General features: G+C 68.6%; 15 protein-coding genes and 6 pseudogenes. 10 read left to right on the forward strand and 11 right to left on the reverse strand.

Going from position 1 to position 16,772, the window contains the following annotated elements; translation table 11 throughout:
* Positions 1-108: 108 nt before the first annotated feature.
* From OG609_RS37555 to OG609_RS37565, 3 genes and pseudogenes are all read left to right on the forward strand, one after another.
* On the forward strand, positions 109-1,020 hold the full coding sequence (locus OG609_RS37555) for a class I SAM-dependent methyltransferase (protein ID WP_327276890.1): 912 nt from the start codon (positions 109-111) through the stop codon (positions 1,018-1,020).
* A 511-nt stretch (positions 1,021-1,531) separates the two neighbouring features.
* Positions 1,532-1,963, forward strand: coding sequence for a hypothetical protein (locus OG609_RS37560; protein ID WP_327276891.1), 432 nt, complete (start codon positions 1,532-1,534; stop codon positions 1,961-1,963).
* A 73-nt stretch (positions 1,964-2,036) separates the two neighbouring features.
* A pseudogene (locus OG609_RS37565) lies at positions 2,037-3,633 on the forward strand (multicopper oxidase family protein).
* Between the two features lie 556 nt (positions 3,634-4,189).
* Here the strand turns inward: OG609_RS37565 and OG609_RS37570 are convergent.
* From OG609_RS37570 to OG609_RS37585, 4 genes and pseudogenes are all read right to left on the reverse strand, one after another.
* A pseudogene (locus tag OG609_RS37570) lies at positions 4,190-5,463 on the reverse strand (MFS transporter).
* 81 nt (positions 5,464-5,544) lie between these two features.
* Complete coding sequence (locus OG609_RS37575; RefSeq protein ID WP_327276892.1) at positions 5,545-6,075, reverse strand: carboxymuconolactone decarboxylase family protein; 531 nt, start codon at positions 6,073-6,075, stop codon at positions 5,545-5,547.
* Between the two features lie 108 nt (positions 6,076-6,183).
* Entirely contained in the window at positions 6,184-7,044 is an 861-nt protein-coding gene (locus tag OG609_RS37580; protein WP_327276893.1) for a hypothetical protein, read from the reverse strand.
* Positions 7,045-7,657: 613 nt separating this feature from the next.
* Positions 7,658-7,861 (reverse strand): annotated as a pseudogene (locus OG609_RS37585) (hypothetical protein); the annotation flags it as partial.
* A gap of 25 nt (positions 7,862-7,886) precedes the next feature.
* Here OG609_RS37585 and OG609_RS37590 point away from each other — a divergent pair.
* The 3 genes from OG609_RS37590 to OG609_RS37600 are packed head-to-tail and all read left to right on the forward strand — an operon-like array spanning position 7,887 to position 8,734.
* Positions 7,887-8,312 carry a hypothetical protein gene (locus OG609_RS37590; protein WP_327276894.1) on the forward strand — a complete coding sequence of 142 codons (426 nt, stop codon included), beginning with the start codon at positions 7,887-7,889 and terminating at the stop codon, positions 8,310-8,312.
* A gap of 18 nt (positions 8,313-8,330) precedes the next feature.
* On the forward strand, positions 8,331-8,474 hold the full coding sequence (locus OG609_RS37595) for a hypothetical protein (RefSeq protein ID WP_327276895.1): 144 nt from the start codon (positions 8,331-8,333) through the stop codon (positions 8,472-8,474).
* Positions 8,447-8,734, forward strand: a complete 288-nt coding sequence (locus OG609_RS37600; protein ID WP_327276896.1) for a hypothetical protein — start codon at positions 8,447-8,449, stop codon at positions 8,732-8,734. Before OG609_RS37595 ends, OG609_RS37600 begins: the two co-directional genes overlap by 28 nt.
* A 142-nt stretch (positions 8,735-8,876) precedes the next feature.
* Here OG609_RS37600 and OG609_RS37605 read toward each other — a convergent pair whose 3' ends face one another.
* From OG609_RS37605 to OG609_RS37615, 3 genes are all read right to left on the reverse strand, one after another.
* On the reverse strand, positions 8,877-9,044 hold the full coding sequence (locus OG609_RS37605; RefSeq protein ID WP_327276897.1) for a hypothetical protein: 168 nt from the start codon (positions 9,042-9,044) through the stop codon (positions 8,877-8,879).
* 196 nt (positions 9,045-9,240) lie between these two features.
* Positions 9,241-9,879, reverse strand: a complete 639-nt coding sequence (locus OG609_RS37610) for a class I SAM-dependent methyltransferase (RefSeq protein WP_327276898.1) — start codon at positions 9,877-9,879, stop codon at positions 9,241-9,243.
* Between the two features lie 340 nt (positions 9,880-10,219).
* A complete protein-coding gene (locus OG609_RS37615; RefSeq protein ID WP_327276899.1) occupies positions 10,220-11,257 on the reverse strand; it encodes a C40 family peptidase in 1,038 nt (345 codons plus the stop codon).
* Positions 11,258-11,614: 357 nt separating this feature from the next.
* Between OG609_RS37615 and OG609_RS37620 the strand changes: the two are divergent.
* Positions 11,615-11,701: pseudogene (locus OG609_RS37620) on the forward strand (IS5/IS1182 family transposase); the annotation flags it as partial.
* A 196-nt stretch (positions 11,702-11,897) separates the two neighbouring features.
* Here the strand turns inward: OG609_RS37620 and OG609_RS37625 are convergent.
* A complete protein-coding gene (locus OG609_RS37625; RefSeq protein WP_327276900.1) occupies positions 11,898-12,767 on the reverse strand; it encodes a DnaB-like helicase N-terminal domain-containing protein in 870 nt (289 codons plus the stop codon).
* Positions 12,768-12,989: 222 nt separating this feature from the next.
* Between OG609_RS37625 and OG609_RS37630 the strand changes: the two genes are divergently transcribed.
* Positions 12,990-13,235: a hypothetical protein gene (locus OG609_RS37630; RefSeq protein ID WP_327276901.1), complete on the forward strand. Its 246-nt coding sequence runs from the start codon at positions 12,990-12,992 to the stop codon at positions 13,233-13,235.
* Positions 13,236-13,318: 83 nt separating this feature from the next.
* Positions 13,319-13,666 carry a tail fiber domain-containing protein gene (locus tag OG609_RS37635; RefSeq protein WP_327276902.1) on the forward strand — a complete coding sequence of 116 codons (348 nt, stop codon included), beginning with the start codon at positions 13,319-13,321 and terminating at the stop codon, positions 13,664-13,666.
* A gap of 191 nt (positions 13,667-13,857) precedes the next feature.
* Here OG609_RS37635 and OG609_RS37640 read toward each other — a convergent pair.
* Positions 13,858-14,016: pseudogene (locus OG609_RS37640) on the reverse strand (IS200/IS605 family transposase); the annotation flags it as partial.
* A gap of 2 nt (positions 14,017-14,018) precedes the next feature.
* Between OG609_RS37640 and OG609_RS37645 the strand changes: the two are divergent.
* Positions 14,019-14,297: pseudogene (locus tag OG609_RS37645) on the forward strand (MFS transporter); the annotation flags it as partial.
* A 183-nt stretch (positions 14,298-14,480) separates the two neighbouring features.
* On the opposite strand, the gene OG609_RS37650 reads toward OG609_RS37645, so the two are convergent.
* Both OG609_RS37650 and OG609_RS37655 read right to left on the reverse strand, forming a co-directional pair.
* Positions 14,481-16,178, reverse strand: coding sequence for a hypothetical protein (locus tag OG609_RS37650; protein WP_327276903.1), 1,698 nt, complete (start codon positions 16,176-16,178; stop codon positions 14,481-14,483).
* Positions 16,179-16,271: 93 nt separating this feature from the next.
* Complete coding sequence (locus tag OG609_RS37655; RefSeq protein ID WP_327276904.1) at positions 16,272-16,490, reverse strand: hypothetical protein; 219 nt, start codon at positions 16,488-16,490, stop codon at positions 16,272-16,274.
* Positions 16,491-16,772 lie beyond the last annotated feature (282 nt).

Raw genomic sequence — 16,772 nt, forward strand, 5'->3', positions numbered from 1 at the left:
GAGAAATGGGCGCTCACAAAGTCGGCGAAGGACTGACTCAAGCAGCTCCGGCACCTTAATCTGCGGACAGTAGCTTGAGGTTGTCGCCTACCGAGGGAAGCTGCCGTCATGCCCACTGCTACCGCCAGACAGTCACGACTGCGGCACCCGCTCTTCGCGCGGATCTATCCGAAGATCAACGCCTACGCAGAAGCCCATGGCGCTGTGGAGCACCGCAAAGAACTGCTCGCCGACACCAAGGGTTGTGTCGTCGAGGTCGGCGCCGGCACGGGAGCCAACTTCCCGCATTACCCAGCGCACGTGGGCAAGGTCATCGCGGTGGAACCTGAGCCACGACTGCGGGCACTCGCCACGCGGGCGGCGGCCGACTCATCCATTCTCGTGGAGGTCCACGAAGGCCGGGCGGAGAATCTGCCAGTGGCGGATGGGTCCGTCGACGGGGTGGTCGTCTCGCTCGTCCTGTGCAGCATCGCCGATGTCGAAGGGGCACTGGCCGAGGCTGCTCGCGTACTGCGGCCCGGCGGCCGGCTGTACTTCTACGAGCACATCCGCTCTGCCGACCCCCGGTTCGCGAGGAAGCAACGCAGGATCAACATCGTTTGGCCGCTGCTCGGCGGAGGCTGCAACCTCGACCGGGACAGCGAACGGGCCATCAAGGACGCCGAATTCACGATTGAGCAGGCACGGCACTTCGACTTCCTCGTCAACGGTCGCACAACGCGCAGCTCGCGTCATCGGCGTCGCCCGAAGGCCGGAAGGCTGAGGAATCGCCCTCGGCTCACGTCCCGGCCAGCCCGTCCGAACGCGCCCATTCCAGGGGATGAGCTCCTTGTCTGGCGACTGCGCCGTCTGGCAGAGATCCCTGCTCACCCGGGCGAAGCGACGCTCAAGCCTGCGGCCGCACGGCACCCTGGCTGCAATGCGTTGTGCCGCTTTCGAAGCGCACAAGCGTCCACCGAGCCGCTGACGAGCAGTCCAGCAGGGCCGCCATCGACCTGCCGGACTCTGCGGAACCCCTAGACAGCCTCTGCCGCCAGCTGTTATGGCCGGAAACAGAAGGCCCTTGAACGGGGGTTGAAACTCGTGTTTAGAACCACCGACCACCCTGTAGAGCCGACACCCGTGCTGCCTGCCCTTCCTGTCGGAAACGATCCCCTGTTGCAACTTGGGTACGAGTCGCAGCCGCCCAGCGGCCCCGGCGCGACACGCTGCCTCAGCCACCCGCGCGAGCTGTCGCTTCGCGGCAGCCCGGTGATGTGCTCGGCCTGCCGTGCCCGGCGCGACTGGTTGCTCATCAACCACGGCCGCAATGCGGTCGACCCCTATCCGTACGTGCCCGCTCACCGGGCAGCTGCCGGGCGCCCGCCGGTTCACGAGGTCGAGACACAGCGGCCGTCGAGCTGCAGACGGGCGTCCCGTGTGGGGGTGGGCGGGTCCGAGGTGCAGCGTGACCCGGCCCATGGTCGCCACAGGCACCACCGTCACCGCTCCCACTAACACACCGCATACCCCCTCACCGCATGATGAGTGGGTGGAATCCGAGGTGACGAGGCGCCCGAGGGCTGCGACGTGGTGGGGCCGGTTTGTGCTCGCCGCCGCGCTGCTCGTCGGCATCGTGCTGATGCACGGCCTCGGCCACCTTGGCGAGCACACGGATGCCACACACGTATCAGACGGGCATGTGGCCGCCGCAATGGAGCATGTGGTGGCCGACGCCGGCCACGCCACGCACCCTGACCCCGCCCCCGCGCACGGGGTCGGCTTCGCGGGCGTGTGCCTGGCGGTGCTTGGCGCCGGGGTCGGGATCGTGCTGGCGGTCCGTGACGCGCTCGTACGACGAGGCCGACGCTGTGCGGCCGGCGAGCTGCCGACTGCCGTGCGGCTTGCCTATGCCCTCTGGGTGATCCCGCCGCCTGAGTCGCCCAGGTCCCTGCTGACCCGCCTCTCGTTGTTGCGCGTATAGGCAGACCGGCCGCTCCACATCGTGAGCGAAAAGCCTTGTTCATGCAACGACCACCTCAAGAGGTTTCACAGTCATGTCCCGACTCACTCGTCGTACCGTCCTCGGTGCCGGCCTCGCCGCCGCCGGCACCGGTCTGCTGACCGCCTGCTCCGGTTCCATGAGCGACATGGACCACCCCCCCCGTCGGGGGTGGCATGTCGTCGAGCGCCGACTTCCTCAGCCCGGACAGCAAGGAGGTCGCCGCGACCGAAGCACTCCGCAAGCCCGGCCCGGAACGGCGGTTCAAGCTGACCGCTGTCGAGACCCCGCTCGACCTCGGCGGAGGACGGATCGTCCGGTCGTGGGCGTACGGGGACGACCTCCCCGGCAAGGAAGTCAGGGTCACCGCCGGCGACACCTTGACGCTCACCCTCGCGAACAACCTTCCCGAGGCCACCTCCGTCCACTGGCACGGACTCGCCCTGCGCAACGACATGGACGGTGTCCCCGGTCTCACTCAGCGCGACATCAAGCCGGGCGGTTCCTTCGACTACCGCTTCGCGGTCTCCCACCCCGGCACCTACTGGTTCCATCCGCACTCCGGCGTTCAGCAGGACCGCGGCCTGTACGCCCCACTGATCGTCGAAGATCCCAGGGAACCGCTCAAGTACGACAAGGAGTGGGTGATCGTCCTCGACGACTGGGTCGATGGCGTCGACGGTTCCACTCCGGACGCCGTGCTTGCCGAGCTGAGCAGGGGCATGGGAGGCATGGACCACGGGGGATCAGGCGGCGTGGAGGGCCACGACATGTCGAATATGTCGATGACCACCCGGAAGTCCCCCTCGCCGAAGCCCTCTGGTCCCTCCCGGATGCTCATGGGCGCAACGAGCGACCTGCTCGGCGGCGACGCCGGAGACGTCGGGTACCCGCACTACCTGATCAACGGCCGGACGCCGGACAAGCCGCAGACCTTCACGGCCCGGCCCGGCGACCGGATCAGGCTCCGGATCATCAACGCCGGCGGCGACACCGCTTTCCGTATTGCCCTCGGCGGCCACAAACTCACCGTCACGCACACCGACGGCTATCCCGTCGAGCAGACGCAGGCCGACGCACTCCTGCTCGGCATGGGCGAACGCATCGACGCCGTTGTGACCGTAGGCGACGGCGCCTTCCCGCTCACCGCGCTCGCCGAGGGCAAAAGCCGCTCTGCCCTCGCCGTCCTGCGCACCGGCGGCGGCGCTGCGCCTACCGCCTCCGTACGCCCGAAGGAGCTCGACGGGAAGGTTGTCCACGGCGGTCAGCTGAAGGCAGCCGAGCCCGTACGGCTTGAGCCCGGGCGCCCGGACCGGACGATCGAGTTCAAACTCACCGGCTCGATGATGAAGTACGACTGGGCCATCAACGGCAAGAAGTACGACCCCGCCCAGCGCTACACGGCTCGCTCCGGCGAGCGCGTACGACTGTCGTTCGTGAACAACACGACGATGTGGCACCCCATGCACCTGCATGGCCACACGTACGCGCTCGCCGACGGCGGCGCACGGAAGGACACCTCGATCGTGCTGCCGGGGAAGCGGCTCGACGTCGACTTCGACGCCGACAACCCCGGGCTGTGGATGATCCACTGCCACAACGTCTACCACGCCGAGTCAGGGATGATGACAGTCCTCGGCTACCTCAAGTAGACCGGGACACCTACGGAGAACAGCCTGGCCGGGGCTCCTGGCCAGGCCGTTCCTCACTCTGTCTCAGCCGACTGGCTGAGCCTCGTACATACTGGCCCGGCTCACCGCGGCCACCAGCGCGTCCGTGTCCACGGCCACGCTCTCCGCAAGCCATCACGCATCAGGTCCGCCGCGCGCGGTGACCACGACCTCGTCGAGCTGGCCTGCCAGGATTTCGCTGTCCGGTACCTCATTCGAGATCGCACCGGTCACGCCTGCCGTCGGTAGTCAGCTGATGCGGTCAGCGGCCGGCCCCGAAACGACGGCGACGGAACTCCAGCACCGAATGGTCGGCGAGGTACGTCGCGCGACCAGGACGAGAGCGGGGACGTCGCCCAGGAGCCGGGCGAGCGTAGCCACGACGCTGAGGACGGCGATGGCGGCGCCGATACCCGAGAAGGCCGTGGCCGCCGCCCGCGCGGAGCGGGACAGAGGTCACGGCCTTCTCGGGTATCGGTGTGTCCGGCCAGCAGCGTGTGTGCGCGACGCAGACGGTCAGAGCGCTGTACGCGGCGCTTCACGCGGCCTTGGACAAGGTGGACCGGTCCTTGCTGGGTGCGTGCCGGGCGAGTGTCGCGGGTGCGGTCGTCACTTCTCGTCCGTCGTGGCGCGGCCACAGGAGGAGAGCACCTGTCGCTCCCGCTCCGGCGAGGACCGCGAGGACGGACCAGGCGAGGGTGAAGCCGGCGCTCGTGCCGAGCCATCCCGCGATGGGATAGGCGATCAGCCAGGCCAGGTGCGACAGGGAGAACTGGGCCGCGAACACCTCGGGGATCGCGTTCCGGCCGACGGAGGCGCGCAGGATCTTGCCTGTCGGGGTGATGATCAGCGCCATGCCGATGCCGATCACGGTCCAGATGATCGCCGTACCGGTCCATGCGGTGAGGCCGGCCGCGATGAGCGTCACCGCGGCGGTCGTGCCGCCGACCAGGACTCCGGCGCCGGTCATCATGACGGTGCGGGCGGCGATCCGGTCGAGAACGCGGGGCAGGACGAGGGCGGCCAGGAGGGTTCCGGTGCCGGAGGCGGCGAGCATCCAGGCGACGTCCGACTGCGAGCCGCCGAGCACGTCACGGATGTAATTGACGGTGTTGACGACGACGATCGAGCCGGCGGCCGCGACCGTGAGGTTGAGCGCCATGATGCCGCGCAGTCGCGGCGATCGGAGGAAGGTTCTGATGCCTGCTGCCGCCTTGTCCCACGCCTTGGTGTGGGTGCTGGGGCGGGCGTCGGGGATGCGCGTCGACAGGACGAGCAGCGCGGAGACGAGGAATCCGGCGGACGTTCCCAGGAACAGTCGGTCGAAGGTCATGAACGTCAGGGCGACGGCGGCCAGCACGGGGCTGAGCAGACTCTCCATGGTGGAGGCGACCTGGGAGGCGGACAGCGCACGCGTGTAGTCGGACTCGTCGGTGACGATGTCGGGGATGACGGCCTGGAACGTCGGGGTGAATGCCGCGGAGGCGGTCTGGAGCAGGCCGATCAGGACGTAGATGTGCCAGACCTCGGTGACCAGCGGCAGTGCCAGAACCACCGCACCGCGGACCACGTCGAGGAGGACCAGGAGAGTTCTCCTGGGGACCCGGTCGACGTATGCGGCAGCCAGCGGGGCTATGACCACGTACATGACCATTTTGATGGTCAGGGCGGTGCCGAGGACATGCCGGCGCGCGGTCCGGCGAGGTCGTAGGCGAGCAGCCCGAGGGCCACTGTGGTCAGCCCGGTACCGAACAGGGCGATGACCTGGGCACCGAACAAGTGGCGGTAGTCGCGGATGGCGAACAGGCGCATGGCGGGTTCCTTCCGTGTCCATGCGGCGGGGCGCGGCCCCGGGGTGGAGGCCATGTCCCGCGTGTACAGGCGGGGTTGTCTTTACTCACCGGTGTCGCTCCCCGGTGTGAGGCCGGCGAGGAGGTTGAAGGCGCCGGTGAGGATGTTGAGTGCGACGACGCCGACGACATCGGCTATCGCGCGGTCGCTGTAGCCGTGCTCGCGCAGCGCGGTGACCTGTTCGTCGGTGATCGACGTCGGCTCGCGATGGATCTGGAGGGCGAGAGCGATGATCGCCGCGATCGCGGGATCGACCGAGGTGCCTGCGTGGGCTCGCTCGATCTCTTCCTCGTCCACTCCCGAGGCGCGGGCGCCACTGACGTGCGCGTCGAGGCACAGCCTGCAGCCCTGCAGGACCTGGATGGCGATCGAGATCCGTTCGCTGATCCTGCGGTCGAGCTTGGCTCGCCCCATGGCCCGGCTGAGCTGGAGGTAGCCGCCCAGTACGGCCGGCGAGTGCGCCATCGTGGAGACCATGTCACCGATCCGGCCATGGCGTGAGACCAGGTCGGCGAGGAGGTCACGCGAGGCGCCGACCGCCGTGTCGGGCGTGAGTCGGGTCAGGCGTGGCATGACGCTCCTTCCGATGTCGGGGATGTGACGGGACGGTGGGGCGCGACGGGTCGAGCGCCCCTTGGCCGCGTCGTGTGCCGCGGCAGCTGATCGGTGGCGTTCATCCGGTCAGTGGTGGCCGTGGTGGCCGTGGGGGCCGTGGTGGTGGCTCGCGTGCTCGGGGGCGGCCAGGGGTGCCGCGTCCGGACGGGGGGTGGCCGCGGTGGTCCGTACGGTGAACTCGGCTGTCCGGACGACATCGTTGTGCTGAAAGTCCAGGTACAGGCGGTAGGTGCCGGCCGAAGGCGCGACGGCCATGAAGGCGATCTCGGGTCCCGGTGCGGTGGTGCCGTCACCGGGTTCGCCCTCCGGGTGGACGTGGAGGTAGCCCAGGTCGCCGACCCGCAGGGCCACCAGGTGTCCGTACGCGGCCAGGTAGGGCTGCAGGTCGGTGACGGGGCGGTTGTTCCGGCTGACGGTGAGGGTCAGTTCGCTCGCCTCGCCGGGCAGGAGTTCGCCGTCGAGCACGACGGTGTACTCGCCGATCTGCGCGATCCCTGTGGCCTCGGGAAGCGGCCGCGGGTCGTACGGTCCGGCGACCGCGAGGTCGATCCCCAGCGTCATGGTCCCGTCGTGGCCGGCCGGGTGGATGTCCGTGAAAAACCTCCAGTCTCCCGGTTCCAGGGCCAGTTCGACGCTCCAGGCGCCCTTCCCGTCCATCACGGGGTGCACGTGCTGGAACCCGGCCGTGTCGCGCCGGACGGCGATGAAGTGCAGTTCCTTCTCGTGTTCCGGTATGAACTCGGTCACCGGCTGCCCGTCGGGGCCGATCACCCGGAAGCTGATCGGCTGCACGCCGCCGGTGAGGATCGTCGAGTCGAGTTCGAGGGTGTACCCGTTCTCGGAGACCGACAGCCCACCGGGCCAGGCTCCGCCGTGGCCACCGTGGTGGCCGTGGTTGGCCTGGTCGTGGCCGGAGTGATTCCTCATGGCGTCTCCATTGGTGTGATGCGCCTTCTGGCGTCGTCCGTTCAGGACAACGATCATAACCATATACCCCCGGGGGGTATTCCGGGAGCCTCGAGGTTGAAATCTTGCGAGAGGGCTTACCGAAGTGGATCCACCGGGTGGAGTCACCCGCCTGCTGGCACCGTGGCGCCGGTGTGTCGGCATGGCTGCCCCGGCGGTGGCTGCCGCGGCCGGACGGCGTGAACGGGTCAGTGCATCTGCCGACGTGCGGCAGGGGAACTGGCGCCACCTGCGCGCACGAGGGCACACGCGTCCGTGCAGGACGGGCGAGGACTGTTCTGCTGTGCGAGGTGGGACGCCAGAGCCTGCAGTGCGGCGGTGGCTGTCATCCTGAGAGGGGATGGCCGGCTATCCGGTATACCGTGCTGGTCCATGACAGTGTGACCATGGAGGACCTCCTCGTGGGTCACTGGCCGGATTTTCTGGTGGTAGCGGGCACTGGGTGGCCCGCCGGACCTGGGAATTAGCGTCCGGCGGGCCGCCCGGCTGCAGTGTTCTGGATCCACGCCACGGCCGGTTCAAGCCGAACAGGGGCAAGCGGCTCGGCCTCGCCCCGACGGTCGCGATGCCCGCGGAACAGGTTGGACTTGATGGTGCCCAGCGTCTTGCGGGCCAGGCGGATGGGTCGGCGGCGGCGTGCACGTCGCCGCGGACGGGTGAGGTCGCCGGCCTCGATGGCGGCGTCGGTGCCGGCGCCCATGGCAAGGCCGAGGCCGGCCTGGGCGAGTGCGGCGGCGTTGACACCGTTGCCGGCTGTGGCGAGCGAACGGCCTTCGCCCTACGGCCTCTCCGTGATTCGGTCCGTGCTCAGCAACGTGCCCACCGAGGCCCCTCCTTCTCGCGGGGTGTCCGGCTGCTGCGGCCCGATTCACGTGCTCGGTCTGGGCGTTCACGTCGTGCTGCATATGCGCCACGGTACGGGCGCGCCATGCCGTGAATACGCCAGCGCCCTGGACCTGGCCACCGCCGCATGCGCCGTACATCCGGCCCGGTGCCACCACCGCAGCCCCGCAGGACTGATCCGTTCCCTCCACCGCACTGCCCCCGTCCTGCTGGCCGCCGGCCTGCTCCCCGTTCCCGCCCTCCTGGCCAACGACGCGCCCGCCGCGGCCTGGGGTCTGTGGGGCGCCACCACCATCGCCGCCGCCCTGGTCTACGCCGTCGGCGACACCCTCCGTGACGTGCCGCCTCGCACGTGGGAGGCGGCCCAGGCCGGGAGGCGGCCTTGAGCGCCCACAAAGAGACTGATGAGAGGGACAGGCCCGCGGCGCTGGGTCCCGCAGTCGCGGCGCCGCCGCTGGCAGGAGCGCAAACTCGCCATGGGCGCCGCGCCGCTTCTCCTGCTCGCGATCACCATCAAGGTGTGGATCAACAACCCGAAAGGGCACTGATGCACGGGGCCGACCGGGTCGAAGTCCGGCGCGCCCGGCGCTGGTTCTGGACGCTGACCGGATGGCCGTCCTGGCAATGGGCACGCCGCGCTGCCGCCAGCCCCGCTACCGGCCTGCTCGTCGGCGCCAGCGCCCCGCTCCTGGCCGCCTCCAGTATCCAAGCCGCACGGATCTGGCTGGTCCTGACGGGGCCGCCCCGGCCGGTGCGCCGACTGCTCGCCCGGCGTACCCCACACCAGGGGCGGCGCCACGACCAGTGAACCCAGTTGGCTTTATCGAGCAGTTGTGGGTTCTTGCACACATTCCGTTTGCGCCGTGAGGCGCTGTTGGTTCGAGTGGAGGTGGAAGACCTGCACCAACCCGCTTTCGCAGCAGCCGGGTTGAAGCTGAGGGCTGCCTGAGTCACGGAAGGCAGACCTCCAGGCACGCCTCCAGAGAGACGGCGTCCGTGCGAACCAGGAGATCATCCCGAAACGGAGCCCCGCTCGCGACGAAGGTCCAGGGCTTCGTCGCATCGCGCATGCGCTCGGCATCGACCTTGAACAACACCGTCACACCCTGCTCTGCCAACGACTCCATGACCCGCGCCCACCCCCTGCCTGAAATTGAACAGCCAGAAGGCTACATCGGCCTCTCACGACCCCGGCTTGACCGCTCAGCCTCGTGAGGTGTCTACCGCCTACCGCCTCGCCAGCACCCGAGCACGAGCCGAAGAGCCCGCGAAAGCCAGCTGACCTCTGACTGCAAGCTCACCAGCCGAGCAGGTTCAGCGAGTGCGGCGCAGGACGGCCCAACTGCCCCAGCCGGCGTCGGCCTCAACGGCCTGCCAATTTCCAGGCAGGGCGGCGGCGACGTCTGCTGCGGGCAGGTGCAGCGGACCGTCCTCGCCAAGTTGGTTGATCCACAGCAACACGCCATCGGGAGCGAGTACACGGACGGTCTCGGCGGGAAACAGCAGCATGTCAATCGCGGCCACGGCTGAGACTTGGGCATCTGCCAGCGGGAGGGCGGTGGCGTCGGCACGCACACGGGCCGGTGAGCGCCCGACAGCTTCGTGCAACATCTGCTCGGAAAGGTCGACGCTGATCACACGAGGGAACACGCTGAGGAGCAGTTGGGTGAACAGGCCCGTTCCGGATCCGAGCTCCAGGCAAGCGCCATGAGGGAAAGGGCCGCCGCGGTCAAGGGCATCGTGCAGTGGCTCGTCTCGGCCGGTGGCATGAGCGTCCCACTCGGCGGCCAGCTGATCGAACTGGGCGGCGATGAATCGGGCCGTCTCACCGTCCCAGGAGCGGTGACCAGCAACCAAGTCACGCGCAAAGGTCCGGAAGACGTCAGCCGTCCCCGCTGGCGGGAGCGGCTTACCATCCGCGCTTGGCCAAATTCGGGGCAACGAAACAGGCATGGGCACATCTCAACAGATCGGCACCCCAGGACGGAACCGCCCTGGGGTGGACAAGCAAGTACACCCCAGGGTGGAGGCTCAGGCTCAGCCCAAGGCGGTCAACGGCAACACACACGGCTGGCCGTGCCGCATTCGTGACCGCGAAGTGCCGTCATCTCTCGTCGAGATTCAGGAGACGTTTGATCACCAACTGCCTCCGAAATCCACCGACAATCGCTGTTCTTAGCGATAAACGAAGCCAACCAGTTCGCCACCGCTCACCTCGCCCCGGAGATTTACCAGGCGAGGGGTGCCGCGCGGTGTGGAGCTGAACTGCCCCATTGCTCGCGTGTGCTGGCGGTCAGATCCGTACGCCCCACATGAACGGCATTCCACTCCGTGCGATCGACTCGTAGCGCACCTGGGCGCCCGGCTTCGGAGCGTGCAAGATCTGTCCGTTGCCGGCGTAGAACCCCACGTGGCTGAGGTCTGTCCGCATGATGATGAGGTCACCCGGCTTGAGTGCGCTCAGTGAATTGATGCGCGTACCGACGTTGGCCTGAGCCTGCGAGGTACGGGGGATGGACACCCCTGCCTGGTTGAACGCCCAGGACGTCAGACCGCTGCAGTCGAAAGAGCTGGGTCCTGAAGCACCCCATACATAGGGAAGGCCGACCCGGCTCTTGGCGGCGCTGAACGCCGCTGCGGCACGCTGTGACGCACTGGCCTCGTTGCCGAGTTGCACCCGCTCACTGGACCGGTTCGCCCGCTCCTCCTTCTCTGCAATCCTGGCCCGTTCCTCCGCCGTCAGAGTATTGAGGAGCTTCTGGGCCTGCGCCAGCTTGCCCTGGATCTCCTTCTTCCTGTCACCCAGCCCCTTGCGGACACTTTGCAGGTCCTGGAGCTTCTCCGTAGCCTCGCTCCGCTGCTGCTGGAGACCGCGCTGCTGCGACTCGTACTGCTGAAGCGCGGCGACCTGCTGCACACTCAGGCGATCCATCGCGGACGCCTTGTCGAGGAAACCGTCGGGGTCCGAAGAAAGCAACAACTGAACCGAGGGGGCAAGCCCCCCGCTGCGATACTGAGCCGCCGCTATGGAACCTATCTGGTTCCGGAGGCCGTTCAGACCACTCTGCTTACGAGCAGCAGTTTCCTGAAGGTCCTTGACCTCCTTCTCCAACTTGCCGGCGGTCTCCTTGGCCCCGTTGTACTTCTCGGTGGCCTGCGTTGCTTCCTCATAGAGACGGTCGACTTGGGCCTGCACACCCTTTTTACTCGGATCCGGAAGCGGGTCAGCCGAAGCCGACTGCGCCGACAACGCAACGGCCGCCGCAGCGGTCGCGGTGAGCACGGTCACATAGGTCTGGCCGGGCTGCTTAGGGCGACGATGGGACGCCACTGAGGCGAACTCCTTCTTCCTCGGCCGCCCGCCAGGACCACTCCGGTATCCCAGCTCCGTCCGCACGGCACGGATGCGGCGAATCCTTCGCCGCCACCCCCAACGGGCGATCGACAGTTCGAAGGACCGAGCTGAGACTAAACTCCTTAGTGGATAAGTTTCAACCGAGGGTTCGCGGAAGGGTACTGTCACGCGGCACCGCGATTGCTCGGGACTCGACGGAAGCTCAACAGCACTTTCGCTCTCTCCGTGTGACCCGGTCCCTTGTGCAACATTCGTGGCGTGTGGCGAGCTGGCGAAATCACCTGCGCTGACCTGCAGTGATCTGCTGAGCGTTCTCAGATCGCGGGGCCGCGCCGCCTCCTGCGGAAGCTGCGCTGCAGCACCAACCGCATCACCGCGATCGTCCACGCCGTCCTCGTCCTTCATCATGCGCCAGCGTGAGGTTGGAAAAGGCTCACCGGTGGACTCGCCGTCGGATCACCGGATTACGGGCCAAGAGGGGGATGGCCGCACCCCACGCCAGACCACCCTGCGCGCGAGCATGGGAAATGATCTCCACAGCATTGGGAACGATCACCCTGACGACCGGGCGTGTCCGCAGGTCGACGAATTGCGTCGGTTGACCACGGGTTCGGGGTCAGCGGGAGATGCGCGCGGTGGGTGCAGCCGTGGTCCGCGGCGGACCGGCCCGGGGAGCGGCCGTAGCCCTGGTGCGCGCGGCCTTGCTCGTCGGTGCGGGTGAGGTGGCTTGCTGCCAGCGGGTACGTATGGCGGACAGGTCGGCGAGCGCGCGGCGGCTGCCGACGACGAGCTGGTACGCAGTGGTGGCCGGGTCCTCGGTGAATGCTTCGATGCGCAGGCCGATGTGATGGGCGGTCCAGAGAACCGAGCGCTGGAGGATGCGCTCGCCCCAGTACTCCGGGGAGCCGGCCGTTCCGTCGAGGAGGTCAAGCAGCTCTCTCGGCCTGGCGCCGGTGTCAAGAAGGCCGCGGCGCTGTGCCTCCCACAGGACCGTCACGGGATCGACGGGGACGCTGCGCCGGGTCAGGGTGGTCAGGCACTGCCACAGCCCGGCGTGCAGAGGGTGTGTGAAGTCGGCGGGGGTCAGCCATCGCATGTGCTCGACGCTGCTTGGGTACGCGGTCGCTGTCGCGAGCAGCAGTCGCTCCTCGTCGACCGCCTCCTCGTCGTGGGTTGTGGCCGGCGTGGTTGGGGGGTGCGGGGCAGGGAGCCGGAGTGCGGCGGGAATCGGGCGGCGATGTCGTCCACCACGGCGGTGAGGGCATCGGCTTCGGCGAGGGTGGTGACCACGCGCTGAGGAGCCGAGGTGTCGCGAGAGGCTTGCGTGAGTCGCTGGGCGGCGGCGCACAGACGGCGCCGGGAATGCTCTGCCTCGACTATCCGTTGCGTACGCGGACGCGTGCCGGGGCCACGGGCAGACCTGAATCAGGCTGTGCAGGTAGGAGGCGGACAGTCCGCATGCCTGCTCGCGGGCGGCGGTGAGCACCTCGTCGAGCCACTTGGCGTTCGTCGCGTGCTGGACCGTGTACGCAGCCGTTGTTCACCATTCCGGAACGACTGCGAACAACTTCCTTGCTCGGGCTCTTCGCGAAGCGCTCTGATTCGGACCGCTGGGTCCGGTCAACGTCTAGTCGTGCTGTTCGTGACCGATGGGGGGCGGTGTCGTTGCTTGATTGATCTGTTCTCTGACTAATCCGGAGCGTGTTTCATGTCTCTTACCGCAGCTACCCGACTTGCCGCAGTGTCCTGCGCTGCGGTCGCCGCCGTGTCGGTGTGCCTGGGCGCAGCCTCGGCGGCCGTGGCCGAGCCCGCGCAGGTGCGGGCGGTGGAGCAGAGCACCGGCCCGGCCGACGACGACCCCAAGGTCTCCGCTCAATTCGTCCCGCTGGGCAGTCTGCTGTTCTCCGACCGGGCCGTAAAGACCAACGTGAGCCCGGTGCGATGGGATCGCTGACCGAACGCTTTCGCCGCGCCCGGACCGCCGGCATTCGGGCCTACCGGGCGCGCCTGCACCCCGACACACCCAATCCCGCCGGAATGACGTCCACAGCCTCCGGGGAAACTGTCACCGAGGCGGGTGACGGCGTGAACGGGTTCGACGTCCTTGCCCGAGTGGTCCGTCTGCCGGTGAGCACGTGGCGGTACCGGTGGGAGGGCGGCGAAGTGCGCCACCTGGGGCCGATGGCACAGGACTGGCGGGCCCATCTCGGTCTGGGAGCCGACGACAAGACGATCTGCTGCACCGATGCCAACGGCGTCGCGATCGTGGCGATTCAGGCACTTCACCGGCAACTTACCGACCTTCAGGCTGAGGTCAGGGAACTCCGGGCGCAGAGGGTCGAACCGGCAGCACACGCACCTGGTGCGCAGACCCCGGGGGTCTGACCATCTCAACCGCTGTGCCCGGCTGTGGCTGGGTGCAGCGGTTGCGGATGGGATGACGCGGGTACGCCCTGCGGCCGCGCCCACGCTGCGTCTTCCGATCGCGAGACGCAGGCCGCTACCGGGATCATTCGCAGTGCTCCGTTCCTCGGGGCGGAGGTGAAGCGAATTTCAAGGCTGTTCTGATCCGCAGGTCAGAGCGGACGGTTCTGCTGCTCGATGTACTGGCGGACGATCGAAAGCGGGGCTTCTCCTGCTGATCCTGCGAAGTACGAGCCGGACCAGAGCCGTTGAGAGCACCAGTAGTGGCGGACCAGCTCGGGGTACTCCTGCCGCAGGCGGCGGGAGGATACGCACCGTGGTGCCGCTGGCCTTCGCCGCGGCCGGGTGCAGCGGGCCGAACCCGAGCCAGGCCATCGCGGGCGTGGCCACCATCACGTACACCTCGGGGCGCGCGCCGTCGGCGATCGGCTCGCTCGCCGAGGCCACGTCACTCGTCGTGTCGTACGGCCTGGTGACGGTGGTGGCGTTCGGTCTGATCCTGGGGGCCGGAGTGCTGAGGGCGGGCGACCGCAACGTGGCCGGACCGGACACCGTGCCGGCCAAGAGCGCGGCGGAACGCGGCGGGAGCTGAACACGGCCGGGCGAGCCCGTGGCACCACAGCGGCACGGGTGCGGCAGGTGCCCTGATCCCCGGAGGTGAAGGCCTCCTGGAGATCTGGGCGCCTGCCGCGTTCGTACGTTGCGTGGGGCGCGGGCGGACCGGTCCGCCGGCCGGTTACGCAGCCGGTTTCTCAGTGGTGTCCGAGCCGGTTTCTCAGCCGGTGCAGGTCACCTTCAGCGCGGATATCGCGTGGTGCTCGTAGTTGTTGTCCTCGCCCCGGTCGTGCAGTTGCACGGAGAGCTTCTTGGCGTCGACGGAGAAGGTGCCCGGCACGTTGTACCAGGTGCCGCGACGCTCCTGCTGGCGGACGTAGTAGGAGCCGACCAGGTTGCTGGTCCTGGGCAGGAACCGGTCGTACACGGTGTAGTAGCTCGGGTTGCCACCGACCCGCACGATGTCGGAACTCCCGGGCACGTGGACGGAGATGCTGCACTGCCTGGCGGTGGCGGGCAGGTCGAACAGCCAGGTCGCCGATCCGCCCGAGTCCTTGGAGGAACTGCCGGACATGGGCATGGAAAGGTACTTCCCCGCGCAGCCGTAGCCGCCGAAGCCGCCGCTGTGGGTGGCCCAGCCCTCCTTGCCGTCGCTGTAGTAACCCGACTTCTGGAAGCGCTGGGTGGGGCACTCCGGTCCGGACACGCCGCTGTACACCACGGTGGGTGCCGACTTGGGCGCCGAACCGCCTGAGGGGGCCTTGGTGGGAGTGTCCGAGCCCGTGCCGGCAGGGGCCTTGTCGCCGGAACCGCTCTTCTCCGTCTTGTCGGCCGTGCCCGTGGTGCTGCCCTTGCTGCCCTTGGCGCCCTTGGTCTCCGCCTCGGCAGACCCGTTGGCGGGCTTCCGCCCGTCCCCCGTGTCCGCGCGTACGTCACCGACGGGGCCCTTGTCACCCCGGGCCGGGGTAACACCCGACTTGTCGCCACCGGCGGCCCGTTGGCTCTCGGGGCTGTCCGGGTCGGTGCCCGGTACGTAACCACCGGCCCGGCCGTCCTCCTTCCATGCCGCCGCCGCTTCGGGGCTCTCGGGCTTGGCTTCGTCCTTCTGGGCGCCCGCCACGACGAACGGGGTCGCGAGGAGCAGCGCACCGGCGAAGGCGGCCGCGACCACCATCGGGCGCGACACCCGGCCGGGGCGCTCCGGGGCACCGCCCTCCGCCGCCGCGGCACCGCCGGGAGGGCTGGACGAAGCCGCGGCGCAGACGGCGGCCGTGGCGGTGGCCCGACCGGCCGCGACGGCCGCCGCCGTGGAACCGGCCGTCGAGGCAGCGACAGCCGGCTCCGTCGCGGTCGAAGCGGTCTCCGTGGAAGCTGTCTCCTTGGATGCGGAGGGCCCACCCGCGGGCGTCGATTCCGCGGCGGCCGTGGCGGAGGACGACGTGCTCGCCTCGGCCGTCTTCCCGGCGGTGCTCTCCGCGACACCCGACGAGGCCGCGGAGGAAGTGCCCGCAGCAGTGGTGGTGGCGGTGGTGGCCACCACCGTGGCCTCTCCGGCCGTCGGTGCCGCCTCTTCCTGGGCAACCGCCGAGTCCTCACCGCCCGGTTGTCCCTCGGGCTCGGACGTGGTCCTGCCGATGGAGACCCCGGCCGCGTGCACCACCGCCGGGGCCTGGGCCACAGGTTCCCCGGCCTCCTCCGGGCCGGACTTCGACGAGGTCGGTGTCCGCGCGCCGCTGCCGTCCTTGCCGCCGGTGACCGAAGTGTCCCCGCCCTCCGTCACCGTGCGGGACGAAGGCGCGGACGGGGCGCCTATGCTCCCCGGAACCGCGCCCTGCGAACTGTCCGGAACCGTTCCGCCCGAGGCCTCACCCCGGCCGTTGCCGGACTCACTCTCCTCGCTGGACCGCTCTCGCTTCACAGGTCGCCCCTCTTTCCCTGCCATTGATTCTCTTCATCCTCTTCGATTGCTGCTGGGAGGGCTCGGTTCCCGCCCCTGGAATGTGACGTCACGTCACGTCTGCTCGTAACTCTGGTTCTCGCTCTCGGCCGTCAGCCAGTCCATGGCGTCGTGGAAGTGCCTTCCCTGGCGCTGGAACCGGGAGAACTCGCCGCGTACGAGGTTCATCACCCCGAACTCCTCACGTAGGTGGACATTGAGCACCTGGAGCAGGGGGAACGGCCCCGAGGACGCCGGGCCCGACAACTTCATGGCCTCCGGGGTATCGAGCATTTCGATGTTGTCGGTGACCTTCGAGTGGCTCCCCCGCCACGATCCACGCACCGCGGTGCTGTGCGACGGGGTCCGCGAGCAGACCCAGCACGCCCGTGACGCCGTCGGAGCCGTTCGACGGTCCGGCGTGGCCGACCTCGGTATCGGGCGCGTACCAGAGACGTCCGGGTATGGCACGTGCCGCGTCCGTCACCACGCTCCCGTCGCCACTGCGGATCTTCGCCGTCTCGCACGCGACCAGTACGACCGGAGCCGGGGGCTGCGCCGGGTCCCTGAGCGTCT

The sequence above is a fragment of the Streptomyces sp. NBC_01224 genome, from assembly GCF_036002945.1.
Classification (GTDB): Bacteria; Actinomycetota; Actinomycetes; order Streptomycetales; family Streptomycetaceae; genus Streptomyces.

Excerpts from the sequence above, each read along its gene's own strand:
- OG609_RS37555 (WP_327276890.1), top strand. The coding sequence starts at position 109 with ATGCCCACTGCTACCGCCAGACAGTCACGACTGCGGCACCCGCTCTTC.
- OG609_RS37575 (WP_327276892.1), bottom strand. The coding sequence starts at position 6,075 with ATGCCACGCCTGACCCGACTCACGCCCGACACGGCGGTCGGCGCCTCG.
- OG609_RS37580 (WP_327276893.1), bottom strand. The coding sequence starts at position 7,044 with ATGAGGAATCACTCCGGCCACGACCAGGCCAACCACGGCCACCACGGT.
- OG609_RS37595 (WP_327276895.1), top strand. The coding sequence starts at position 8,331 with ATGAGAGGGACAGGCCCGCGGCGCTGGGTCCCGCAGTCGCGGCGCCGC.
- OG609_RS37610 (WP_327276898.1), bottom strand. The coding sequence starts at position 9,879 with ATGCCTGTTTCGTTGCCCCGAATTTGGCCAAGCGCGGATGGTAAGCCG.
- OG609_RS37630 (WP_327276901.1), top strand. The coding sequence starts at position 12,990 with ATGTCTCTTACCGCAGCTACCCGACTTGCCGCAGTGTCCTGCGCTGCG.
- OG609_RS37635 (WP_327276902.1), top strand. The coding sequence starts at position 13,319 with ATGACGTCCACAGCCTCCGGGGAAACTGTCACCGAGGCGGGTGACGGC.
- OG609_RS37655 (WP_327276904.1), bottom strand. The coding sequence starts at position 16,490 with ATGCTCGATACCCCGGAGGCCATGAAGTTGTCGGGCCCGGCGTCCTCG.